General features: G+C 36.7%; 20 protein-coding genes and 3 pseudogenes. 5 read left to right on the top strand and 18 right to left on the bottom strand.

The window, feature by feature from the left end; genetic code table 11:
* Window positions 1-6 precede the first annotated feature (6 nt).
* The 3 genes from IGJ50_RS13675 to IGJ50_RS13665 all read right to left on the bottom strand — a co-directional run bounded on the left by IGJ50_RS13675 (window position 7) and on the right by IGJ50_RS13665 (window position 3,550).
* Window positions 7-495 (bottom strand): SprT family protein, encoded by a 489-nt coding sequence (locus IGJ50_RS13675; RefSeq protein WP_069638543.1) that lies wholly within the window; start codon window positions 493-495, stop codon window positions 7-9.
* Window positions 496-497: 2 nt separating this feature from the next.
* A complete protein-coding gene (locus IGJ50_RS13670; RefSeq protein ID WP_429950917.1) occupies window positions 498-2,690 on the bottom strand; it encodes a Tex family protein in 2,193 nt (730 codons plus the stop codon).
* 125 nt (window positions 2,691-2,815) lie between these two features.
* On the bottom strand, window positions 2,816-3,550 hold the full coding sequence (locus IGJ50_RS13665) for a metallophosphoesterase (protein WP_429950915.1): 735 nt from the start codon (window positions 3,548-3,550) through the stop codon (window positions 2,816-2,818).
* Between the two features lie 194 nt (window positions 3,551-3,744).
* On the opposite strand from IGJ50_RS13665, the gene IGJ50_RS13660 reads away from it, so the two are divergent.
* The 4 genes and pseudogenes from IGJ50_RS13660 to IGJ50_RS13645 all read left to right on the top strand — a co-directional run.
* The gene (locus IGJ50_RS13660) at window positions 3,745-4,605 is read left to right on the top strand and encodes an efflux RND transporter periplasmic adaptor subunit (protein WP_069638546.1); all 861 of its coding nucleotides are present in this window, start codon (window positions 3,745-3,747) and stop codon (window positions 4,603-4,605) included.
* A gap of 11 nt (window positions 4,606-4,616) precedes the next feature.
* Window positions 4,617-5,309 carry an ABC transporter ATP-binding protein gene (locus IGJ50_RS13655; protein WP_069638547.1) on the top strand — a complete coding sequence of 231 codons (693 nt, stop codon included), beginning with the start codon at window positions 4,617-4,619 and terminating at the stop codon, window positions 5,307-5,309.
* A 14-nt stretch (window positions 5,310-5,323) separates the two neighbouring features.
* Window positions 5,324-6,007, top strand: a pseudogene (locus IGJ50_RS13650) (ABC transporter permease); the annotation flags it as partial.
* A 168-nt stretch (window positions 6,008-6,175) separates the two neighbouring features.
* Window positions 6,176-6,547: pseudogene (locus IGJ50_RS13645) on the top strand (ABC transporter permease); the annotation flags it as partial.
* A 64-nt stretch (window positions 6,548-6,611) separates the two neighbouring features.
* Here the strand turns inward: IGJ50_RS13645 and IGJ50_RS13640 are convergent.
* The 6 genes from IGJ50_RS13640 to IGJ50_RS13615 form a co-directional block, all read right to left on the bottom strand.
* On the bottom strand, window positions 6,612-7,022 hold the full coding sequence (locus IGJ50_RS13640) for an EVE domain-containing protein (protein WP_429950912.1): 411 nt from the start codon (window positions 7,020-7,022) through the stop codon (window positions 6,612-6,614).
* Window positions 7,023-7,037: 15 nt separating this feature from the next.
* Window positions 7,038-7,466, bottom strand: coding sequence for a pyridoxamine 5'-phosphate oxidase family protein (locus IGJ50_RS13635; RefSeq protein WP_242551042.1), 429 nt, complete (start codon window positions 7,464-7,466; stop codon window positions 7,038-7,040).
* Between the two features lie 92 nt (window positions 7,467-7,558).
* Window positions 7,559-7,942: a DUF4430 domain-containing protein gene (locus IGJ50_RS13630; protein WP_429950910.1), complete on the bottom strand. Its 384-nt coding sequence runs from the start codon at window positions 7,940-7,942 to the stop codon at window positions 7,559-7,561.
* 24 nt (window positions 7,943-7,966) lie between these two features.
* Entirely contained in the window at window positions 7,967-8,656 is a 690-nt protein-coding gene (locus IGJ50_RS13625; RefSeq protein WP_083244266.1) for an ECF transporter S component, read from the bottom strand.
* Window positions 8,637-10,313 carry an ABC transporter ATP-binding protein gene (locus IGJ50_RS13620; protein WP_429950908.1) on the bottom strand — a complete coding sequence of 559 codons (1,677 nt, stop codon included), beginning with the start codon at window positions 10,311-10,313 and terminating at the stop codon, window positions 8,637-8,639. Before IGJ50_RS13620 ends, IGJ50_RS13625 begins: the two co-directional genes overlap by 20 nt.
* The gene (locus IGJ50_RS13615; protein WP_429950906.1) at window positions 10,286-11,173 is read right to left on the bottom strand and encodes an energy-coupling factor transporter transmembrane component T; all 888 of its coding nucleotides are present in this window, start codon (window positions 11,171-11,173) and stop codon (window positions 10,286-10,288) included. The genes IGJ50_RS13620 and IGJ50_RS13615 overlap by 28 nt, the downstream gene beginning before the upstream one ends.
* 280 nt (window positions 11,174-11,453) lie before the next feature.
* On the opposite strand from IGJ50_RS13615, the gene IGJ50_RS13610 reads away from it, so the two are divergent.
* Window positions 11,454-12,389, top strand: a complete 936-nt coding sequence (locus tag IGJ50_RS13610; RefSeq protein ID WP_069638554.1) for a helix-turn-helix transcriptional regulator — start codon at window positions 11,454-11,456, stop codon at window positions 12,387-12,389.
* Window positions 12,390-12,483: 94 nt separating this feature from the next.
* On the opposite strand, the gene IGJ50_RS13605 is transcribed toward IGJ50_RS13610, so the two are convergent.
* From IGJ50_RS13605 to truB, 9 genes and pseudogenes are all read right to left on the bottom strand, one after another.
* A protein-coding gene (locus tag IGJ50_RS13605; RefSeq protein ID WP_429949650.1) for an IS3 family transposase occupies window positions 12,484-13,886 on the bottom strand; the annotation gives its coding sequence in 2 pieces (ribosomal slippage) (window positions 12,484-13,340 and window positions 13,340-13,886; 1,404 coding nt in all).
* 84 nt (window positions 13,887-13,970) lie between these two features.
* Window positions 13,971-15,140 (bottom strand): molecular chaperone DnaJ, encoded by a 1,170-nt coding sequence (gene dnaJ, locus IGJ50_RS13600; protein ID WP_069638555.1) that lies wholly within the window; start codon window positions 15,138-15,140, stop codon window positions 13,971-13,973.
* A 204-nt stretch (window positions 15,141-15,344) separates the two neighbouring features.
* Window positions 15,345-17,174, bottom strand: coding sequence for a molecular chaperone DnaK (gene dnaK / locus IGJ50_RS13595; protein WP_069638556.1), 1,830 nt, complete (start codon window positions 17,172-17,174; stop codon window positions 15,345-15,347).
* Between the two features lie 74 nt (window positions 17,175-17,248).
* A complete protein-coding gene (gene grpE, locus IGJ50_RS13590; RefSeq protein WP_069638557.1) occupies window positions 17,249-17,791 on the bottom strand; it encodes a nucleotide exchange factor GrpE in 543 nt (180 codons plus the stop codon).
* A gap of 62 nt (window positions 17,792-17,853) precedes the next feature.
* Complete coding sequence (gene hrcA, locus IGJ50_RS13585) at window positions 17,854-18,897, bottom strand: heat-inducible transcriptional repressor HrcA (protein ID WP_207121288.1); 1,044 nt, start codon at window positions 18,895-18,897, stop codon at window positions 17,854-17,856.
* Window positions 18,898-19,089: 192 nt separating this feature from the next.
* Window positions 19,090-20,250 (bottom strand): radical SAM family heme chaperone HemW, encoded by a 1,161-nt coding sequence (gene hemW / locus IGJ50_RS13580; RefSeq protein WP_429950902.1) that lies wholly within the window; start codon window positions 20,248-20,250, stop codon window positions 19,090-19,092.
* A gap of 251 nt (window positions 20,251-20,501) precedes the next feature.
* Window positions 20,502-20,983, bottom strand: a pseudogene (locus IGJ50_RS13575) (magnesium-translocating P-type ATPase); the annotation flags it as partial.
* Between the two features lie 246 nt (window positions 20,984-21,229).
* Window positions 21,230-22,165: a riboflavin biosynthesis protein RibF gene (ribF, locus tag IGJ50_RS13570; RefSeq protein WP_069638561.1), complete on the bottom strand. Its 936-nt coding sequence runs from the start codon at window positions 22,163-22,165 to the stop codon at window positions 21,230-21,232.
* 17 nt (window positions 22,166-22,182) lie between these two features.
* Window positions 22,183-23,103 carry a tRNA pseudouridine(55) synthase TruB gene (truB, locus tag IGJ50_RS13565; RefSeq protein ID WP_429950900.1) on the bottom strand — a complete coding sequence of 307 codons (921 nt, stop codon included), beginning with the start codon at window positions 23,101-23,103 and terminating at the stop codon, window positions 22,183-22,185.
* Between the last annotated feature and the right edge of the window lie 217 nt (window positions 23,104-23,320).

Raw genomic sequence — 23,320 nt, 5'->3', positions numbered from 1 at the left:
CATTTTCTAATTCAATTCCACTAATTTTCCGCTACATTTTCCGCAAACATAACGTTGCGTGTTGATTCTTCTTTTGCGTAAAATCAATGTTTGACATTTTTTACACTGATATTGATGATACGATTGCGCTTTTTGGTCTACCAAAGGGCGAACATAACGACTACCACCTGTTTTTTTTAACAGCGATTTAAACTCTGCATCTTTATGTTGGTACCCTTTACCTTCTAAGTGAAGGTGATAGTGACACAATTCGTGTTTGATAACATTGATCAATTCGATTTCACCATAACGTTCAAACACTTTCGGATTAAAATCAATGTTATGGGATCCTAAATGATAACGTCCTCCAGTTGTTCTCAGACGTCGGTTAAAAAAAGCTTTGTGCTGAAACTTTTTCCTGAAAAAGCTCAATGAAATTTCTTCTACCAATACTTGTAATTGATCATCTGTCAACACTTGTTTGGTTGGTTTTTCTTCTTTAGAAAAACTGCTCAAGACTATTCTTTCCTTTCAGCTTGTGGCAGCATCGTTAAACTGATGCGCCCTTTCTTCGTATCAAGATCTTCCACCCAAACGGTCACAACGTCTCCTACCGCAACAATGTCTGTCGGATGTTTCACAAATTTTGTGCTAAGTTTTGAGATATGCACTAAACCATCTTGCTTCACACCGATATCAACAAACGCGCCAAAATCGATTACATTACGTACGGTTCCTTGTAGCTCCATACCCGATTTAAGGTCTTCCATAGATAAAACATCTTTTCTTAAAAGAGGTGCAGGCATTTCATCACGCATATCTCTTCCTGGTTGCACTAGCGCGGCAATAATATCTTTTAGTGTTTCACGACCGACGGCAAACTCAGTTTCTAACTCGGTTAAGGGTAATGCCTTCATCTTTTGGATTGCTTCATTTGTTCCAAGCTCTGCTAATTGAACGTTTGCTTTTTCTAAAATTCCTTTTGCTACGTCATAACTTTCAGGGTGAATACCGGTATTGTCCAAAATATTCTTTCCATTTGGAATTCGTAAGAAACCAATCGCTTGCTCATAGGCTTTTGGTCCTAAACGCGGTACTTTTTTTACTTGATTACGAGCAGTAAAAGCGCCATTTTCATCACGATAAGCCATTAAATTTTGGGCTGTCGTTTTGTTTAACCCAGAGATGTGTTGCAATAATTGTGGGCTAGCGGTATTTACGTTGACGCCAACTTGGTTAACCGCCGTTTCTACAACGAAATCTAATTGTTCTGCTAAACGTTTTTGTGACACATCATGTTGATATTGACCTACACCAACGGCTTTAGGATCGATTTTTACTAATTCAGCTAGAGGATCTTGCAAACGACGAGCGATGCTGACGGCACTTCTTTCTTCGACTTGTAGTTCTGGAAATTCAGCTCTTGCTACATCACTTGCCGAATAAACAGAAGCTCCGGCTTCATTGACGATCACATAAAAAACTTCTCGTTTGATTTGTTTAAGCTGTTCAGCAACAAATAATTCTGATTCACGACTAGCGGTTCCATTTCCGATTGCTACCATTTCAACTTGATGCTCTTCGATCAATTTATTGAAAGCAGGTCCTGCTGCGGCACGTTTTTCTCCAGATGCTGGTTTATGCGGATAAATCACTTGAATGGCTAAAACTTTTCCAGTCGCATCGACGATTGCTAATTTACAGCCTGTACGATAGGCTGGGTCAAATCCTAAAACCACTTTGCCTTTCAATGGTGGTTGCAGTAATAGATTACGTAAGTTTTCTCCAAAAATATTGATGGCTTGTTCATCTGCTTTTTCAGTTAATTCATTACGAATTTCGCGTTCGATGGCTGGACCGATAAAGCGTTTATAGCTATCTAAATAGGCAGCTTCAACATAAGGAACAGTAGTCGATTGTTTATTGTTCCCAATCAATTGACGTTCCAAATAAGAGCTGATTTTTTCCTCGTCGACTAAAATTGCTACCTTTAAAATATCTTCTTTTTCACCGCGATTTGTGGCCAATACTCTGTGGGAAACCATTTTGCTGACCGGTTCGGAAAAATCATAATACATTTCATAAACTGATTTTTCATCTTTTTCTTCATTTTTTACTGTGCTGATGTATTGTCCTTGTTTGAACGTAAAATCACGAATCCAACTTCTAAATTTAGGCTCATCGCTCACACGCTCAGCGATGATTTCATGTGCCCCTTGGAGTGCAGCCTCAGCGGAAGCGACTTCTTTTTCCAAATCGATATATTTTTCCGCTTCTAACAAAACATCTGCTTCTACAGGAAAACTTTGTAGCCAATCTGCCAAAGGTTCAAGTCCTTTTTCTTTTGCAATGGTTGCTTTGGTCCGGCGTTTTTGTTTGTAAGGACGATATAAATCTTCTACTTGCTGCATTTTTGTGGCTTTTTGAATAGATTTGGCTAAGTCTTCTGTTAGTTTATCTTGTTCTTCGATCAAACGTAAAACTTCTTCTTTACGTTTTTCTAGATTGCCTAAATACGTATACCGTTCTTCGATTTCACGAATTTGTACCTCATCTAAACTACCTGTCATTTCTTTACGATAACGTGCAATAAAAGGAACAGTGTTTCCTTCATTTAATAAAGTCAGCACTGTCGTTAGTTGTTTTGAACGATATTCCGTCAATTCTTTTTGAAGTAAATCAACTACTTCTTGACTATAAGCTTCTGCCATATATAGATACCTCTTTTCATTAACATACCTTTTCATTTTAGCATATTTTTGACTTGAAATATAGGACGAGGAAAAGCTTAAACAAGGTTTTACATTCCTGTGATACAAATAAAATTCACATCAGTTTAAAAATCTGGCTGCCATGGCCCAGTTAAATTTTGATATTCAATATCCTGTACAATACCATTTTGATCAAAAATCACGCCATGAACAGAGCCACCAAACACGGCACCGCCATCAATCCCAATTTTATTATCTGAAAGCCACAGATTAGTTGTCTCCATATCACCATGAAGCATCGGTGTGATCGTATGACCAAAAACGATTGTTTTGCCTGTATTATTTTTTTCTTGATGAAATGCTTCTCTAATCCAAATAAAATCATGAGGACTTGTTTGATGCCAATCCTTCTTGGTTAAATCCACTCCAGCATGAACAAATACGTATTTCCCCCATTCAAAATACAATGGACGTTCGACTAAAAAATCAATCAACTCTTTGTATCGACTACGGATCATCATGCTCATTTCAGTAGGGGAATACTCCTCTAATGCCCCCTTATGTAATAAACTTTCAAGCGTTTCTTTCCCTCCATTACGAATATAACTAGGAAACCAATCTTCTGGACTTTGCAAAAATCGCAGAAAGTATTCTTCATGATTTCCTCTTAAATACACAGCACCATATTTTTCAGTCAGCTCTTTCCCTAATAGAAAACACTCTTTCGTTTTTGGTCCGCGGTCATTAAGATCACCGATCAATACCAATTGATGCAGCGCTGGATCATAATATCGCGTCAACGCTTGGAACAGATCATATTCCCCATGAATATCACTGATTGCATAGACATAGTCTTTCATTATCAGCTCTCCTTACAGTCTTTTTTTCTTTATTATAACGCAAATAGTAAAGACTGTTAAAAAAGACCAGTTATTCGTTTTTTTCGATAATGCTTATAAAAAATTGAAATAAATCTTAGACTTTTCATAAAAAAAAGGGTAAGCTTACATAAATGACATCTTGTCAGAAAATTAATAGAAAAGAGTTGACACTCATGAAGAAAAAAACAATTTTTAGTATCATTGCACTTCTTGCTGTTGTGATCATTATTCTCTTGTTCGTTCAAGGAAATTCTGGAAAAACGAATGCAAGTAAAGTCCGAACTGGTGAAGTCAAAACAGAAACCATTGTCGAGACCCTTTCTACAACTGGCACCTTGATTCCGAATCAAACCCAATCTTTAATGGGGACGGGCAACGTTATCGAAGTCAGCGTATCTGTTGGTGATCATGTGGACAAAGATAAAGTTTTAGCAACGTATGATAACGGATTGCAATTAACGGCGGCTTTTAGCGGGACCATTACCCAAGTTAATATTGTCGCAAAACAGGCGGATACAAATGCCCAACAAGGGAAACCCTCTATTCAATTAGATGACCTTTCTACTTTAAAGGTTCAATTATCCTTAACAAATTCTGAAGCTTCTGCTGTAACGATCGATCAGAAAGCGAACATTATAAGCGGCAATCAAACATTTTCAGGGAAAGTTGCTGAGAAAGATCCTGTAGCACTAAGCACTCAGTCAACTGCAGGAACCTCTACTAGCCTAGGTGCAATTGTGACATTTGATCAAGCACCTGAAAATCTGTTTTCGGGATTCGATGTTGATGTTGATATCACGACAAACACCGCAGAGAATGTACTTGCTTTACCAATTGAGGCACTAACTTACAATAGTAAAAATGATCCCATAGTCTATCTTATTAAGGATGGAAAAGCCAAAGAAACAAAAATCACTATTGGAATTCAATCGGATAAATTGATTGAAATCAAAAGTGGTCTAAAAGAAGGCGAAACAGTTATCCTCTCTCCTAGCTCTGATATCAAAAACAATACTGCAGTAACCAAAGAATAGAAGGTGAAACAATGATTGATTTAAAAAATGTAGTAAAAATTTACCAGACTGGTGGCGAAGAGTTGATCGCTTTAAAAAATATTTCTTTACATATTGCCCAAGGAGAATTTACTTCTATTATGGGTCCTAGCGGTTCTGGTAAATCAACAATGATGAATATTCTTGGTTTATTGGATCGTTTCGATGAAGGGACTTATTTTTTAAATGGAAAAGACGTCACTAACCTTTCTAGTAATGAAAGTGCTCATGTCAGAAATAAAGAAATAGGTTTTGTTTTTCAATCGTTCAACTTAATGCCGCGGATGTCTCTTTTAGATAATGTTGCGTTGCCTATGGTTTATTCTGGTATCTCAGCAAAAGATCGGAAAGAGCGAGCTTTAGAAGCCTTAAAAAAAGTTGGCTTGGCTGATCGTGTCACCCATCGCCCAAACGCTATTTCGGGCGGACAAAAACAACGTGTGGCCATTGCTCGCGCCATAGTGAATGATCCTGCTGTTTTGATGGCAGATGAACCTACTGGTAATTTAGATTCAAAAACAACCTTGGAGATCATGAAAATCTTCCAAGATTTAAATGATGCAGGCACAACTGTTGTAATGGTTACTCACGAACCAGATGTGGCGCAATATACAAAACGAATCGTGTCTTTTAAAGATGGTGAGATCATTAATGATCAGCCTGTAACTGACCGAAAAACAGTCTAGAAAGGAGCCTTCTTATGGGCATTATTGAAAGTTTCAAAATGGCGATCGATAGTATTTTAGCCAATAAAATGCGTTCATTTCTAACCATGCTGGGAATCATTATCGGAATTGCCGCCGTTATTGCTATTTTAGCTGTGGGGAATGGTGCAACGAGCCAAATTACTGGTACTTTTAGTGATTTAGGGGCTTCCACGATTTCCGTTTCAACCAGTCGAGATGCAACAGATAGCCAAAAAATCACGAGTCAAGATATCAAAGCTTTAAAAGATGGTATCCCGCAAATTGATCATCTTTCACCTGTTGTTTCGATTCAAGCTGTTGGCGCAGCCAATGAAAAATCCAAAGCAACTTTGATCATGGCTGGAACCCCAGATTTGCAATATACGAATCAAACAATGGATAAAGCGATCGTTTATGGGCGCTATTTTAATACAACTGAATATTCAGAAGGCAGTAAAGTCGCTGTCATCAGTGCTGATACAGCGCGTTATTTTTTTAATGGACGTGAAAATGTGGTTGGCGAGAAGATAAATTTACGTGGGCAAAAAGGGCAAATCAGCGTAAGAATCATCGGTGTTACCAAAAGTACTGTAGAAAAAATGGTCGGCTCCTTTGACGAAGAGGAAATGATGGGGTATATCTCGATTCCACTCACAACAGCGAACAATCTAAATCCGGATGCAACTAAAATCACTAGTTTGACCGTCATTGCTAAATCAAAAGATGATATCGACTCTGTTTCTAAGCAAATCGTCAATATTCTTTCTGTACGTCATAACGCTGTTGGTGAAAAAGTTTATACCGCAACAAACTTCTTACAAGCACTTGATCAAGTAAATAATGTTTTAGGCTTATTTATCAACTTCATAGCTGCTGTTGCCGCAATTGCGCTACTCGTAGGGGGAATAGGCGTGATGAACATTATGCTCGTTTCAGTTACAGAACGAACAAGGGAAATCGGCACAAGAAAGGCCTTGGGCGCAACAGACAGCAATATTTTATTCCAATTCCTAACAGAATCTGTGATTTTATGTTTGATCGGCGGCTTGATTGGTCTGACATTGGGTGCACTCTTGGCCCTAGGTGTTGCTAGTGCGTTAGATATTTCCGCTCAATTTACATTAAGTTCGATTTTAGCTGTTCTCTTATTTTCTAGTGCTATTGGGATATTCTTTGGTGTTTATCCCGCACGAAAAGCGGCTAAACTTGATCCTATTGAAGCATTACGTTACGAGTAATTAGTCAAATTAGGGTACGAAAAAATCAGGACAAAGAACATTTCTTCTAGTCCTGATTTTTTATTTAATCTGATTGTTTCATACTGGAAGCAATAAATTCAAACAACTCTTTTGGAATTTGAAAATGACCAAATCTTAAACGGGATCGATACTTCTGCCACAAGGGAAACTCTGATACAATACGTAATGGAACCGATCTGATATTTTTTAAAAAAGCTATGTCTTTTCTAAAAGGGACAAAACCTGGTGCCATTTCAAATGAATACGTATCTCCTGGTAAAACCTGACCGATTGCAATGAATTCCTGGCATGCTTCTCTTGTTTGTAAACTCAGCTTTGGCGCATAATAAATTAGCCAATCTCCTGCTTTCATTTTATTCAAAGGTGCCGATTTACCATGACATAACTGACAAAAGCCTCCAGCTACTCCAAGCTCTACATGATCTTTAGATGCAACACCAATCCAATAATTCATATTAACCTCTCCTTTTCAACAGTATAATTCGAGCGTTTCTTTACTATTCATACCTAAAATCACAATCACTTTTGAAAAATGAATTTCGTATAGCTCAAGCATTGGACCTGCTTGTCTAATATTTTCCTCATAACTTGGAATTTTTTTAATCCATTGTTCTGCAACGTCATATACAGTGAGGTCACTCTTTTTGACTTTGGCATAGTGAACACGAACATGATTCGTATTATCAGTTGGAATCGTTGTAAATGAGACGTTTGAATTCTTTTGAAACTCAATGATTTTGTCGTTTCCTTTAAATGTTGAGAAAAATAGACATTTCTTGGCTTCATCGTAAATAAAGTTAACGATTCGGACATTGGGCATTTCCTCTACACTTGTTGCTAAGGCAATTTCTGTTTGTTCATTCATGATTTGCTTAAATGCTTCTGTTGTTTTCATCATTGTCTGCTCCTTTATTTTTCAATTATTTATCTGACAAATTCATTCTAACAAACAAACCCTGACAACTGATTGTCAGGGTTTGTTTCATTCGTTTATATTTTATTCAATGTCCAAGTAACAGTATCGCCATTTTTCAGAAAATATTCGACCGCACCTACATCTGGTTGTTTACCATTAACATCATACAGCCAATATTTACTGTCTTTAGCATCTTGCAAGTGACCATCAATACCACTGATAAAATCTTTCTCCATTTCAATTGTATAGTTTGTCTCCATGACCGTTTGAAGTGACTCAGATTTTTTTATGTCCAATTCTTTTTTATCAAATTCTTTGTCATCTTCTTTTAAAATAATCATCACCTTAATTGATTCTTCACTTGTGTTCGTTGTATTTTTTTTATCCGTTATTTTACCACAAGCGCCTAAGAAAAAGAGTAGTATTACTATCAGCGATGCTTTTATCATTTTTTTCATTAATAGTTCCACCTTTAATTTGAATTATTTTATATCATACTTAATTAAAATCCGTTGAAGTTTTGTTTGGATAGATCGAAAAAGTAAACATGAGAAAAAAGCATTTGAAAAACAATAAGAAATTGTATAGGGCGCAGCACTTAATAGGAGTGCCAGATACCTTTGCCAGGAAAAAAAACGATCGATGGAAAAGACCGTCCATAGATCCATGAAAAAGGAAAAGAAAAAACCGGCTGCTATTCCATAAAGGACTAAAAACAAATAACTTTTTTTTAGTATGGTTTGCATCCAAGGCAATCCAGCCACCAGACCAATTAGTCCCCAAGAAAACATTTGAAATGGTGTCCACGGACCTTGACCAAATAACATATTTGAGGTGATTGCTGACAATGAACCTACTAAAAAACCGACTTCAGCACCTAAACAAATACCTGAAATTATGATAATCGCTGTCATTGGGGTGACTGCCGGAATCATATAAAATAAAAACCTACCTAGCACAGCAAGCGCTGTTAATATAGCGATCAAGACTAATTCTTTAATATTGATCTGCTTTCTTTCATATCGGTAATAAATTGGCAAACAAGCAGCTATCACTAACAGCATAGAAATTATCTGGTATTGACTCGCTTGAAATAGCACAAGACCAATAATCAACAAGAACAGCATAGTCGCTATTCTAAACACAACTCGTTTAATCTCTTCTTGGTTCATCTGAAGCTCCTTTGACTAGCCTACATGCCTTGATAACTTGCTCAGTCGTGACTAAGCCCTCAAAATTATCCCGTGATATGCGACTAGCTGCCGTTGTGTAAAATGTATGATGACTAAAAAATGCTGTTGGTTCGGCTGTCGTCACTAACTTATTTTGGAACAATAACCCGCAGCGGTCTGATAATTCTGCAGCAAAATCTAAATCGTGGGTTACGACTAAAATAGTTTTCCCTTGTTTTGATAGCTCCTTTAATAATTTTATCAGTTGCTTCTTCTCAAAATTATCGATGCCTTTTGTTGGTTCATCTAATAATAAAATTTTTGAATCAGTTAAAAATAATTTCCCTAATGCTGCCCTTTGACACTCCCCTCCACTTAAATCTAGTGGATGTTGCGTTAAAATCTTCGTTAAATCAAGTAGCGTTGTAACGTTTTTAATGCGTATTTTTTGGTCTTCCTCAGCCACATTTTGGTTCTGTAAATACATTTTGTACTCTTCAATTACCGAGTCTTTCAGAAAAAGCATTTGAGACTCTTGCGGTAAATACCCTACTACTCCCTTATTCTTTTTAATCGATTGCTCAAAAAGTGAGAGTTTCCCGTGGTAACAGTCCAAAATACCAGCGATTACTTTCAACAATGTCGTCTTCCCTGACCCATTACCTCCAACTAAAGAAAAAATTTCTCCTGTATACACCTCAAAATCAATGCCAGCTAAAATATCTCGACTCTTTTTTTCATAACGGAACCAGCAGTTTTTTAACTGAATACTTTTTACCATTTTCTTTTTGGTTAAGGTTTCTTTCTGCAAAAATGATCTGAATGGAAAATAACGCGCCAAAAATCGTTTCCCTTCAACCACAGTTAGCGGGCAGTCATCATCTACACTACTATTGAGATATATTTGGACAGCACTGGGTAGACTATAAACAAAACGGTCAACGTTTTTGTTCTTCTTCATTCCATTAGAAATAGACCTTGGCTCACCCGCAAAAATCACTTGTCCATCATCCAAAATAATGACTTGATCAGCCAAAGCAAATACTGATTCTAAGCTATGTTCAACTAATAAAATTGTGAGACCCATTTCTCGATTTAATCGTACTATTAGATCGATAAATTTTTGTGAAGTTATCGGATCAAGCTGTGTTGTCGGTTCATCCAAAATCAAGATATCTGGTTTCATGAGCAAAACTGAAGTTAGATTTAATAACTGCATTTGACCACCAGATAATTCACTCGTTTGATGTTCTAGCAGTTCCTCAATACCTAGAAAATTAACCATTTCTGCAATCCGACTCTTGATTTCTGAAGGAGGAGTGCCTAGATTTTCTAGCCCAAAAGCTAATTCCTGCCAAACACTTTCCGTCACGATCTGGTTTTCAGGATTTTGCATGACATAGCCGATTTTACCAGTCGAAAAGTCTGCTGGCAGTGCGTCGATTGATTCATTATTTAGATAAATTGTCCCAGTCTGCTTCCCGTTTGGTGCCAATTGTGGCTTTAATAATTTCAATAACGTGGACTTTCCACTACCAGAAGTGCCGCAAATCAAAATAAATTCACCTTGAGTGATTGATAACGACAGGTTGTCCAAAACCAAGTTATTGCTTCCGGCATATTGAAATGTTAGATCTTTGATTTCAAGATATTCCATACTATTACCTCCTTTAAGCGCTTCAATAAGGGGAGCCATGCTACTCCAAAAAGAAATAAGTAACTCAACCAATTTTTTTGCATCAGTCTATAAACGTTATCGTGATAAGGATAATAATTAAACTGATAAAATCCTTTTATCATACTAACCATAAAAAAAAGGCATGCTAGGACAATCGCTGTCAAAAATAAGGTATCTTTTTTCTGCCAACGATAGGTTAAACAACTGCTTCTAGTAGAAACACCATATCCGCGTGCTCTCATCGAATCGGCTGTGTCCATCGCATTTTCCAACGACCATGAAAATAAATGACCAAATAAATCTAACCCATACCTAGCGCGCTCAAAAAAATGCCGCCTATGTGTTTGCTGAAAATTTTTTTGTATCTGATTCAACTCTTGATGGTATTTTTGTAGTAAGGGGAGCAAGCGCAAAACCAATACTAAAATCAACCCAGATTTTGGAAATCGTTTACCAAAAAGATAGAAAAACTGTTCTGAGTCAACAGCCTTTTGAAAATTTTGAAATAAATAAATCACTGTAGCAATCGTCATTCCCATAAAAAAACCATAAATAAAAGCTTCCACAGTAATCGGCTTATTCAGAAAAAAGAAAATAACTGTGGCTCCTCTATGAACAAATAGTGGATTCGTCACAGTGATCATTCCTATAAAAAACAACGGATACAACATCGACTTTTTCGATTTACCATTTAAGTCAAGTAGCCGAAGTAATACATTACTCAAAAAAAAGCAAGTAATGATCACAGGGTTTGTTGTACTCATAACGATCAATAATGCCGCTATATAATAACTGGACGTAGCAAACGGATGAGTTTGTCTAAAAAAAGATGGATGCATATTAGACTTCCTTTCTCAACTAAATTTTTACATTAGATTAATAAAAATAGTTGCTATCATCATTTGCCAATTTTAAATATTAGTACAAACTCTCAATTAATTAGCACGTTTTTACGCAACAGTAACATTATATAAACCAAAATTACTAAAGTCAATCATTCAAAAATTTGGAATTTTACAACATTATTCAACATAATTTTTGTTCATTTTCACAAAGCGATCCCATTTTTCGTTATAATAAGATAATTAACTCCCAATGAAAATCAAAGAAGGTGCTTTTATGAAAACAGAACGACTACTTGCAATCATCATGATATTATTAGATCGAAAACAAATTAGCGCTTCAAGATTAGCCAACATACTAGAGGTCTCTGTTCGGACTATTTATCGAGACATTAACTCATTAAGCGAAGCGGGAATACCCGTAACTTCATCTCCTGGTGTCAATGGTGGCATCCAAATCATGGATAATTATAAAATAGATAAACAATTTTTTACTTCATCTGATATTACTGCTTTGTTGATTGCATTAGAAAGTTTGTCTAACACCATCTCTCCGATTCAGATTAGCCAAACAGTTGAAAAAATAAAAACTCTTGTTCCAACTCAATTTTCAGAAGAGATTCAGTTTAAAACAAATCAAATTGTAATTGATTTAACACCTTGGACTAGTAATCATACCTTGCAGCCATTTTTGGAAATCATCAAGACAGCTATGGATCAACAACGATTACTTTATTTCGAGTATGAAGACAATCTGGGACGAAAGACTAAACGGTATGTAGAACCGTATCGTCTTGTTTTAAAAGAGATCAGTTGGTATTTACAAGCCTACTGTTTAAACAAAAATGATTTCAGAATATTTAAGATTTCTAGAATAGTTGATTTGCAGTTATCGACTGAAGCGTTTATTCCTAGAGCCTTCCAAGCAAAACCATTAGGGAAAGAGCCGTTTTTCGGTAGTGACTTTACACTTACAACTTTAAAAGTGACGCATAAAGTCAAAGAACAATTAATAGACAAATTTGGGCAGCTGACCTTTTCTCCTTCAAATGATCCTGATAAACAAATCGTTCACTTTCCTTTTATGGAAGATGAGTTTGGGTACAATTTACTTTTAGGCTTTGGCAACCAGTGTGAGTGTCTTGCCCCGATTCATGTTAGAGCAGAACTGAAAAGGCGGATTGAAAAGTTACTGGAGCAGTATCAAGCATAATCATTATAAGCAAAAAGGCTTCTCAACCTATACTACTCTGTAGTGACCCCAAAAAGTTAGACTTTTTATAGAGTGGATTTTTCTACTCTATTTTTTATGCAGTTTTTTGATCGAACTGTCGAAACTCTACTGGACTTTTCCAGTTAAGTTTTTCTTTGATTCGATGATTATTATAATAATAAATATAGTTTTCAATTGCTCGTCTTAACTCATTTTGACTCCGATAGACTTTGCCATAATACAATTCTTGCTTTAGAATACTGAAGAAATTCTCCATAGGAGAATTATCTAAACAGGTTCCTTTCCGAGACATACTTTGAAAGATACGGTTGTCCTTTAATGTCTGTACATAGGTATTCATTTGATAAGCCCAGCCTTGATCAGAGTGGAAGGTGCGGCGATAAGGACAATCATTTGTTTGAGAAATTGCTTCTGCTAACCCTGCCATAACTGTTTTACCGTTTGGTTGAGTAGAAAGGCTGTAGCTTAGAATTTCACTGTTATACATATCCATAAACGGATCTAAATATAGTTTTTTCAGTCGAAGAATGCCCGCGTCATCTGTTTCATAGTATTTAAATTCAGTTGTATCCGTCGTGATTTTTTGATGAGAGACCGAAGTGTTGAATCTTCGATGAATCAAGTTTTTAGCTACTTTCCCAACGGTTCCCTTATATGAATTATATTTCCTAGATTTCTTGGTAAATGCGTTGACTTGTAACTGTAGCTTTTGAATTAATCGCTGTACTTTCTTTTTATTTACTTGGTATCCACGTCGTTTTAATTCTTGTGTCATTCTTCTATAGCCATAATGTTGATGTTCTTTACGAATTGCTTGAATTTCTTCTTCAATCATTTGTGTTGAAGTTGTTCTGTCGAGGCGTTTTTGCCAGTACATGTAAGTGGATTTTGGAAACCTTAGGGTTTCCAGAATATCTTTTAATCGAAAGTATCCTCGGAGGCTGTGAATGATTCGCGCGATTCGTTCATTTTTTGTTCGTCCTCTATACGCAGCCTCCTCAATTCTTTTAAATAGGCATTCTCAATTTTTAACATTCTATTTTCTTTTTCTAGTTTATCTAATTGAGATTGTTCACTTGGTAATGGTTGGATTTCATTTCGTTTCTTCTTAAACATTGTAGGTGGACGTCCTTTCTGTTTAGAGAGTCCATCTATACCAATCTTACGATAGGTTTTAAGCCAATTCGCAATCAATGATGGATTGTTCATTTTGAGAAGATTGGCTACTTCTTGGTAGGACAACTCTGTAGTTAAATACAACTCTATCGCATCTAACTTAAATTGAACAGAGTAATTCCTACATTTCCGACTACGAAGTAGTCCTTCTTCGCCTAATTCATTATACGCATGGATCCACTTTCTTATTTGAGTGTTAGAATTAAATCCATATTTTTTTGCTAAGCAATTTATTCCTCTTTTTTCTTCAAGATGCTCTTGAACAATTTTTAATTTGAATTCTAAACGATATTTTGCCATACAAAAAGACCTCCAAAAGTTAGATTTTTGGGTCTAACTTTTGGGGGTCGGCTCACTCTAGTACAAGTTGAGAAGTCTTTTATTTTATTTTTTTTTCTTTCCGCCAAAGGCATCTTTCATTTTATCAAAGAAACCTTCTTCTTGCTGCTCACTTACAGTTTGACCGCCAGCTTTAGCAAATGTGCGTAAGGCTTCTTTTTGTTCCTCATTTAAGTTTTTCGGCGTAATGATTTTAACCTTGACATGCTGGTCACCATTAGCTCCGCCACGTAAGCGCGGTGCCCCTTTACCGCGTAAACGGAAATTCGTTTCTGTTTGAGTACCAGCAGGGATTTTTAATTTTACATCTCCGTGAACAGTTGGTACTTTGATTTCATCACCAAGTGCTGCTTGAACAAAGCTTAATGGTAAATCATAGTAAATCTCTGAGCCTTCACGGTCAAAAATGTTGCTATCTTCTACGCTGAATACAACATAAAGATCCCCGTAAGGTCCGCCATTTACACCAGCTTCTCCTTGATTAGCTAAACGCATTTGTTGTCCATCTTCTACTCCAGCTGGAACATTAACTTTGACTTTATGCGCTTTTTTCTCATGTCCCGTTCCGTGACAGGTTGGGCAAGGATCTTTGATTTCTTTTCCAGTACCATGACACACATCACAGGTTTGACGACTCATCACTCGGCCAAGTGGAGTTTGACGTTCCACATTGATCGAGCCAGAACCATGACACTTGTGGCAAGTTTCAGGATGAGTTCCTGGTTTGGCACCATTTCCTCCACAGGTTTCACAGTTATCTTCACGGTTATATTTGATTTCTTTTTCAACACCAAATATCGCTTCTTCAAACTTAAGGTTGACAGTATATTGTAAATCAGCCCCTTGTCTTGGTGCAGTTGGATCGACACTACGTGAGCCGCCGCCAAAGAAAGAATCGAAGATATCTTCAAAACCACCAAAACCACCGCCACCACTGAATCCGCCGCCGCCAAAACCACCGAAACCACCAGCGCCACCGCCATAATTGGGATCAGTGCCTGCATGTCCATATTGATCGTAGGCTGATTTTTTTTGTGGATCACTTAATACTTCATAGGCTTCTGAAACTTCTTTGAATTTTTCTTCTGCATCTGCTTCTTTATTGATATCTGGGTGATATTGTTTTGAAAGCTTACGATACGCTTTTTTTATTTCATCATCTGAAGCGCCTTTGGCAAGGCCAAGCACTTCATAATAATCTCTTTTCGTAGCCATTAGTTCCCCTCCAACTATTATTCCATTTATTCTAAAATAGGATCGACGCCAACTTATTTGTATAAAAACATCGTTGTAATCATACCACAAATTAAGTAAAAGCAAAATAGCTTCCCTTGATTTGCCTATCTTTATCTAGAAATAAAGATAGGCAAAGACCAAAGCGATGACTTTGGTCTTTGCCAGCTTGTTAACGATCAAGGATTATTTGTCGTCGCCTTCTACTTCTTCAAAGTCAGCATCTACAACATCGTCTGCTCCACCTTGTGCAGCTTCTGGATTTTCTTCTGCTTGTTGTTGCGCTGCTTGTTCATAAAGTTTTACAGTTAAGTTTTGAACGATCTCGTTTAATGAATCACGTTTTTCTTTCATTTGTTCGATATCGTTTGCTTCAACAGCTGCTTTTAACTCATCACGAGCATCTTCTGCTTTTTTCACTTCGTCTGCGTCTACTTTACCTTCTAATTCTTTCAATGTTTTATCAACAGTGAATAATAAAGCGTCAACGTCGTTACGTAAATCAACTTCTTCTTTACGTGCTTTATCAGCTTCAGCATTTGATTCAGCATCTTTCACCATACGTTCGATTTCATCGTCTGATAAACCTGAAGAAGATTTGATTGTGATTGTTTGCTCTTTTTGCGTTCCTAAATCTTTTGCACGTACGTTTACGATACCATTTTTATCGATATCAAAACTTACTTCGATTTGAGGCACACCACGAGGAGCCGCTGGAATATCTGTCAATTGGAAACGACCTAATGTTTTATTGTCCGCAGCCATTGGACGTTCACCTTGTAATACATGAATATCTACAGCTGGTTGATTGTCCGCTGCTGTTGAAAATACTTGTGATTTACTTGTTGGGATCGTTGTATTACGATCGATCAACTTAGTAAATACGCCACCCATTGTTTCGATACCTAATGATAATGGTGTTACGTCTAATAATACAACGTCTTTCACATCACCTGTAATAACCCCACCTTGGATCGCAGCTCCCATTGCAACTACTTCATCTGGGTTTACTGATTTGTTTGGTTCTTTGTTTGTTTCTTTACGTACAGCTTCTACAACAGCCGGGATACGTGTAGATCCACCAACCAAGATTACTTCGTCAATTTCAGATGGGTTCAAACCAGCATCTTTCAACGCTTGGCGTACTGGAGTTTTTGTACGTTCTACTAAATCACTTGTTAATTCATCGAATTTCGCACGAGTTAAGTTCATTTCTAAGTGCAATGGACCAGCATCTCCTGCTGTGATAAATGGTAAGCTGATTTGTGTTGATGTTACACCTGATAAATCTTTTTTCGCTTTTTCAGCAGCATCTTTCAAACGTTGAACAGCCATTTTATCTTTAGATAAGTCAACACCGTTTTCTTTTTTGAATTCTGCTACCATATAGTCGATGATTTTGTTGTCAAAGTCATCTCCACCTAATTCATTATCTCCGGCAGTTGATAATACGTCGAATACGCCATCCCCTAATTCAAGGATCGATACGTCAAATGTACCACCACCAAGGTCAAATACTAATACTTTTTCGTCTTTATCTGTTTTGTCTAAACCATATGCTAATGCAGCAGCTGTTGGTTCGTTTACGATACGTTCTACTTCTAGACCAGCGATTTTACCAGCGTCTTTTGTTGCTTGACGTTGTGCATCGTTGAAGTAAGCTGGAACTGTGATAACGGCTTTATCCACTTTTTCACCAAGATAATCTTCTGCGAACCCTTTTAAATATTGCAAGATCATTGCAGAAATTTCTTGCGGTGTATAAGATTTGCCATCAGCTTCTACCTTATAGCCAGCTTCGCCCATATGACGTTTGATTGAGGCAATTGTATGTGGATTTGTCACGGCTTGACGTTTTGCGACTTCACCAACTTGGATTTCACCATTTTTGAATGATACGACTGAAGGTGTCGTACGATTTCCTTCTGGATTTGCAATGATTTTTGCTTCTCCGCCTTCTAATACTGCAACTGCTGAGTTTGTTGTTCCTAAGTCAATACCAATAATTTTACTCATAATTAATGATCTCCTATCTTCATTTTAATTTTTGATTTTTCAATTTATATAATACAAGCATTTTATCTTGTTGTTTACTGCGCAACAATTACCATGCTTGCTCGTAAAACGCGGTCATGTAATTTGTAGCCTTTTTGTAAGACTTCAACGATTGTATCAGCTGGTGTTTCATCACTCGCTGGAATCGTTTGAACTGCCTGATGTAAATTAGGATCGAAAACTTCACCCATCGTTGGAATTTCTTCGATGCCTTCTTCTTTCAAAGCAGCCTGTACACTTTCTAAAACCATCGAGATGCCTTTTTTCAGGCTTGCACCTTGTTCATCATCAACTTCGATTGCCATCGCACGTTCTAAATTATCAAGTGAAGGTAATAATTTTTTACCTAAATCTTGTGAACGATAGCGAACTAAAAGTTCACGCTCATTTTTGAAACGATTGCTCATATTAGCAATTTCGGCACGCGCTCTTAAGAATTTATCTTCCATTTCAGAAAATTCTGCTTTGGCATTCTCTAACTCTGTCATTTCGGCTTCTACCTCTGAAACACCGGAATCATCGATTGCTTCCATGTGTTCTTCCTGTAATTCCTCATTCGTTTCTTCTTTATTACTCACTCTGGCAACTTCCCTTCTCAATTTCGTAGAATTAATTAGAATTCTATATTTTCAACTTATGGCTATTCATCAAGGAAACGATAATAAGCACCAAGTTTTGAAGCTAGCTCATCGCGGAATACATCCACTAAACTAAACATTTTTGAATATGGCATACTTGTTGGACCTAATAGAGCAATCGTTCCTTTACCGTGTCCAGATACTTCATATGTCGCCGTGATCATACTCATGTTATCCAGTAAATCATTTCCGATTTCCGATCCGATTCGAATAGCAATCGCTGAATCCTCTTGATCTTCAGTCGTTAACAAATGTGTAAGCGCATCTGTATTTTTCATAAATGAGTAAACTGACTTTAATTGATTGATGTCTTCTTTTAAACCAAAATCTAGCACGTTCATGCGTCCGCTAACAAATACTTTTTCTTCAAATGCATGACCTAACATTGCATCGAATAAACGCATCATGCCGTCTGGTGTTTGAAAATAACGATGTAAAATCATCGGGATTTCCGTTCGCAAACGATGATATACGGTCAGTAAAGGCTGACCAACAAGCTTATCATTGATAATTTGCGTCATTTTTTCCAAATCTTGACTGGAGACTGATGCTGGAATTGCAAATACTTGGCTTTCAACATTGCCTTTATCTGTGACAATCACCGCAATGATTTGCCGCTCATTCAGCGGAACAATTCGAAAACCTGTTAGCTTTCGTTCTTTCACTTCTGGTCCTAAAGAAAAAGCGGTATAACTAGTCAAATTAGAAAGAATTTCAGCAGATTGCTCAATGATATCATTGATCTCATGAAACTCTCTTCCAAAAGAATGACGAATCGTTTCTAATTCATCATGCTCAACTTCTGTCGGACTTAGTAGATGATCCACATAGTAGCGATAACCATCCATTGAAGGTATTCTACCTGAAGAAGAATGTGTCTTTAATAGCAACCCATGTTCTTCCAAGGCTTTCATGTCATTGCGGATCGTTGCAGAACTTGACTTGATTCCTTCTTCCATCAACTTCTTTGATCCTACAGGTGTCCCTGTATTCGTGTATTCTTGGATGATAAGTCGCAAAATATTCTTTTGTCTATCTGTTATCATAGTTACCACCCTTCATTAGCACTCATGTTATTCAAGTGCTAATACAATTATTAATATAGCAAGTTCTGTTAGAATTGTCAAGAGAAAAACACATTTTTTAGCACTCTTTGTATACGAGTGCTAAAAACCGTAAAAAGAACGAAACTAAAGCAGACTAATGCTTAGTTTCGTTCTTAAACATACAGCTTAAGCTTATTCTTCTTTATCAATAAGAAATGCTTCAAATACGTCATTCCCTATGAAAAGCCCTTGTTCAGTCAATTTTATATGTCCGTCACTTTCCAGCAACAAACCTTTTTGAACCAAGTCAGGAATCGTCTTTTTGTAGACTTGATTTAACGCTCGTCCAAATTTTTCTTCGAATTTTCTCTTTGACACACCATTCATTTTTCGCAAACCCAAGAACAGCTCTTCTTCCATTTGATTATTCAATGTCAGGATTTCTGTTTCAACAGTGGGTAGCTGGTTTGCTTTTAATGGTTTTAAATAATGCTGAATCGGTCCATGATTTCGATAACGAGTATGACCTAAGTAGCCGCTTGCTCCTGCGCCAAAACCATAGTAGTGATCATTATTCCAATAAACTAAATTATGCTGACTTTCCTGGCCTTTCAAAGCAAAATTGCTTACTTCATATTGATGACGTCCGGCCTTTTCCATTGCAATAATTGTTTCTTCAAACATTTGGGCTTCCACATCTTGATCTGGCAACTGTAGGCGACCTTGGCGAACCCAATTCATAAACATTGTTTTATTTTCCAAAATCAAAGAGTAAAGTGAATAGTGTGGTAAGTCAAGTTCGATTGCCCGCTTCAAGGTATCTTGAAAACCTTTTAGCGTTTGACCAGGTAAGGCATAGATCAAATCAATACTCACATTTAAAAAATTTTCTTTTTCTAAAAATTTCATAGTCTCATAGACATCTTCTGCAGTATGTTTGCGTCCAATTTTTTTCAACAGCTGATTATCAAAAGTTTGAACCCCCATGGATAACCGATTTACCCCATATTCTTTCATCACTTGTAGCTTTTCTTGGGTTAGATCACCTGGATTAGCTTCTATAGTAAATTCATTTGCTGGGTCGATCGGCAGTAATTCACGAACACCTTTTAATAATACATCTAACTGTTTAGCTGATAAAGAAGTTGGCGTACCGCCTCCTATGTAAATCGTTTCGGTCGTCTTGCTGGGATATTGCTCTTTGGTCAGACGAATCTCTTTCAAAAGGCTTTGGATATATTCATCAACTGGTTGACCTTCCAGAAAAACTTTATTAAAATCGCAGTAGAAACAGATATGTTCACAAAACGGGATATGTATATAAGCTGAAATCTTTGTATTTTTGTTTTTCAATTTTTATTCCTCCAATTTACAAGTCCTCTAATTTATAGACTATTCTATAGAAGACGCCTCTTATCTTAACATATTCAGCCATAAAATAGTTTAAATTGAGTCAATAATCACTCATTACCCATTAGAGACAAACAAAATGGCAATTTAATTCTTTAAAGAGCTCAAAATGCCATTCATTCGTTATACTATTTTGCAAATAAACATTATTTTTTCTATAACAATTCTCGATATTTTTTCATATAGATTTTTTTGACCAATCTGACTAAAAATAAATACGTTACGATATCAAAAATCGAACTTGTCCGGCCAAAGCATCTTATGAATGAACCCATCGATTTAGCTTCCCATTTTTTAGTTTTTTCTACATACTCAGCACCCGCGATATCCCACGAGCCACACATGTCTGACGTATCATGAACCAAATTTAAAAAGAGTGATTGGATTGATGCTACTGGTAGAAACGGTAAAAAGATACTTGCTGGAATAACAAAAAACACATTACCAAAATTAGAACTTGCGGTTATTTTGATATATTTCATTGTATTGCTGAAGACTCGTCGACCTGATATAATACCTTTTTCTAAAACCATCAAGTCTTTTTGTAATACAATAACATCTGACACTTTCATCGCTCCAGCATCGTTGATTCCGTCTCCCATAAAGCCAACTGTTTGTTCATTCTTTTTCAACGCTTTAACGATTTTTGTTTTTGATCAGGGGTTACTTTTGTAAAGCCTCCCACTTCGAGTCATGTCTATTTATTCCTAAAATACGTATATGTCTTCTCATTTACAGAAAATTCTATCATCACTAACTAAACTCTCTTGTCAACGAACAAAACAAAAAGAAACAAGTTCTACATTGTTCCGCTCATTATCACTAATGTAAACTAAAAGACTAAATAGTTAGCCTTGAAAATCGGCTGACTATTTAGTCTTTTTATTTAAAACTGGTAAATATTAAACCAGTCTCTAAAAGCTTATAAAAAATAATTTGCTGCATCTTGTTCATCTTGTTTCAGCTGTACAATCAAACTTTCTGCTCCATCAAATTTAACCTGATCGCGTAAATAATGAGTCCACCTAACAGTGACCTGTTCCCCATATATATCTTGATGAAAATCTAAAATATATACTTCAACTGTGAGATCACGACCATCACCAAACGTGTCATTATGCCCAATCGATCCCATACCAACATACCATTTATTGCCTATTTGAATTTGCACAGCATAAACACCGATTCGCGGCAGGCGCACAGTACTTTTCACCTTGATATTTGCAGTAGGAAATCCTAATAAACGACCTCTAGCATCACCGTGAACAACCGTTCCGTCTGTTTCATAGACGTAACCTAATAACTCAGTGACCTCCTCCATCTTGCCAGCTTCCATTAATTCACGAATCCGTGTCGAACTAATTTTTGCACCGTCAAGCTCTTCTTTGCTCACAGTAACAATCTCAAAACGCTCTTTAGCATAATCTGGTAAGTGAGCAACATCGGCAATCTCTTTAGGACCGTATGTATAATCAAAACCAGATACTGCCACTTTGGCATGTAAGCCGACAATGTATTGATCCACAAATTCTTGTGGCGCTAAATGAGCAAATGCGGAAGTGAATTCAATTACATATAAAATATCTACACCCTTACTTGCCATCAATCGTTCTTTTTGTTCTAAGCTGTTTAAATATTTCATATTTTCAGGCAAGACTTTTTGAAAAACGATAGACGGATGCTGATTAAAGGTCATTACAGCTAATTTCAGGCCTTTTTCTTGCGCGATTTGTTTTCCTGTTTCAATCACTTTTTGATGTCCACGATGAACACCATCAAAAAAACCTAAGACCATTACGACTTCATCCGTTGGAATTTGGTCTATAGTGTACGGATGTCTAATTGGAATGATTTGCATGATAAAACTTCTTTCTATTAATTATTTCTTAGCACCTTGCTAGGTTTTAATACATTGGGTTTCGTTGGATGGGCCATATACAAGCTTACCACTTGCTCTTGATAAAATAATGCTACTAAATCGCGTGGCATTTCTTTTAAGCCGAGTTCATCAGGGGTAAAACGGACCCCATTTTTCACTTTTTGATAAAGTTTTTCAGATAAATCAATTCTTGGAAAACGCTCGATTGCTATTTCGATTGGAAGCAATGTCTCATCGATCGTCTCTTTTTCCACAATTTCTGCCACTTGCGCTAACGTTAAACTTTGCTCTGCTGTTAAGCCGCCACTTGCAGTTCGAGTTAAGTCAGACATATGTGCGGGCACTCCTAAAATAAGTCCTGTATCCACAGACAAGGTTCGAACATAGGTCCCTTTACCACAGACCACTTTAAATCGCCAGCTTTGAGTTCCTTTTATGGCATCGAATTCAGGTTCATTTAGACGTTCAAAAGAATAAATCATCGCTTTTCTGGTTGGGCGTTCAACCTCTTCACCATTTCTAGCATACTCATAAAGACGCTTACCATTAACTTTGACTGCAGAAAACATAGGTGGAATTTGCGTAATCGTACCAGTCATATTTTTCATTGCGGCGTCGATTTCTTCGTTTGAAAAAGGTTGGGCAAGTGTCTCTTGTTCAACGATTTCTCCACTTGCATCCTCCGTTGTCGTAGAAAAACCTAATGTAATCTCGCCTTCATATGTTTTCCCAGAATCCACCATATATTCGATTACCTTCGTTCCTTTGCCGATACAAATAGGTAGCACTCCAGATACATCTGGATCTAATGTACCGCCGTGACCGATTTTTTTCGTATGTAAAATTTTTCTTAGTTTAAAAACACAGTCATGACTTGTCATGCCAGCTTCTTTCCATAAAGGTAAAATACCGTCCATTGTTTTCCTCCATTAGATTATTAACTTATTTATTATAGCACAGAAGAACTCAGAAATTCATTTTTTAAAAGTAAGTTCTAGTTAAAGCATGACTGTTTTTGTCCATTGAATAGTCTATTTTTTCTAAAACTAAAAAAGCATAAAATAAAACTAAGTAATAGTCTTATCTTACGCTCCGATCGTGTGTTTTTTGCTTGAATTCATTTGTAGTAAAGAG

The organism is Enterococcus sp. AZ101, assembly GCF_050499005.1.
GTDB classification, from domain to species: domain Bacteria; phylum Bacillota; class Bacilli; order Lactobacillales; family Enterococcaceae; genus Enterococcus_L; species Enterococcus_L ureilyticus.
This window is presented reverse-complemented; position numbering and strand designations above follow the sequence as displayed.

What these genes read in the sequence shown, in the direction of transcription:
- IGJ50_RS13660 (WP_069638546.1), top strand. Translation starts at nt 3,745, where the DNA reads ATGAAGAAAAAAACAATTTTTAGTATCATTGCACTTCTTGCTGTTGTG.
- dnaJ (WP_069638555.1), bottom strand. Translation starts at nt 15,140, where the DNA reads ATGGCTACGAAAAGAGATTATTATGAAGTGCTTGGCCTTGCCAAAGGC.
- IGJ50_RS13610 (WP_069638554.1), top strand. Translation starts at nt 11,454, where the DNA reads ATGAAAACAGAACGACTACTTGCAATCATCATGATATTATTAGATCGA.
- dnaK (WP_069638556.1), bottom strand. Translation starts at nt 17,174, where the DNA reads ATGAGTAAAATTATTGGTATTGACTTAGGAACAACAAACTCAGCAGTT.
- hrcA (WP_207121288.1), bottom strand. Translation starts at nt 18,897, where the DNA reads ATGATAACAGATAGACAAAAGAATATTTTGCGACTTATCATCCAAGAA.
- ribF (WP_069638561.1), bottom strand. Translation starts at nt 22,165, where the DNA reads ATGCAAATCATTCCAATTAGACATCCGTACACTATAGACCAAATTCCA.
- IGJ50_RS13620 (WP_429950908.1), bottom strand. Translation starts at nt 10,313, where the DNA reads ATGGAATATCTTGAAATCAAAGATCTAACATTTCAATATGCCGGAAGC.
- IGJ50_RS13665 (WP_429950915.1), bottom strand. Translation starts at nt 3,550, where the DNA reads ATGAAAGACTATGTCTATGCAATCAGTGATATTCATGGGGAATATGAT.
- IGJ50_RS13640 (WP_429950912.1), bottom strand. Translation starts at nt 7,022, where the DNA reads ATGAATTATTGGATTGGTGTTGCATCTAAAGATCATGTAGAGCTTGGA.
- IGJ50_RS13655 (WP_069638547.1), top strand. Translation starts at nt 4,617, where the DNA reads ATGATTGATTTAAAAAATGTAGTAAAAATTTACCAGACTGGTGGCGAA.
- IGJ50_RS13615 (WP_429950906.1), bottom strand. Translation starts at nt 11,173, where the DNA reads ATGCATCCATCTTTTTTTAGACAAACTCATCCGTTTGCTACGTCCAGT.
- truB (WP_429950900.1), bottom strand. Translation starts at nt 23,103, where the DNA reads ATGGACGGTATTTTACCTTTATGGAAAGAAGCTGGCATGACAAGTCAT.
- IGJ50_RS13635 (WP_242551042.1), bottom strand. Translation starts at nt 7,466, where the DNA reads ATGATGAAAACAACAGAAGCATTTAAGCAAATCATGAATGAACAAACA.
- IGJ50_RS13625 (WP_083244266.1), bottom strand. Translation starts at nt 8,656, where the DNA reads ATGAACCAAGAAGAGATTAAACGAGTTGTGTTTAGAATAGCGACTATG.
- IGJ50_RS13670 (WP_429950917.1), bottom strand. Translation starts at nt 2,690, where the DNA reads ATGGCAGAAGCTTATAGTCAAGAAGTAGTTGATTTACTTCAAAAAGAA.
- IGJ50_RS13630 (WP_429950910.1), bottom strand. Translation starts at nt 7,942, where the DNA reads ATGAAAAAAATGATAAAAGCATCGCTGATAGTAATACTACTCTTTTTC.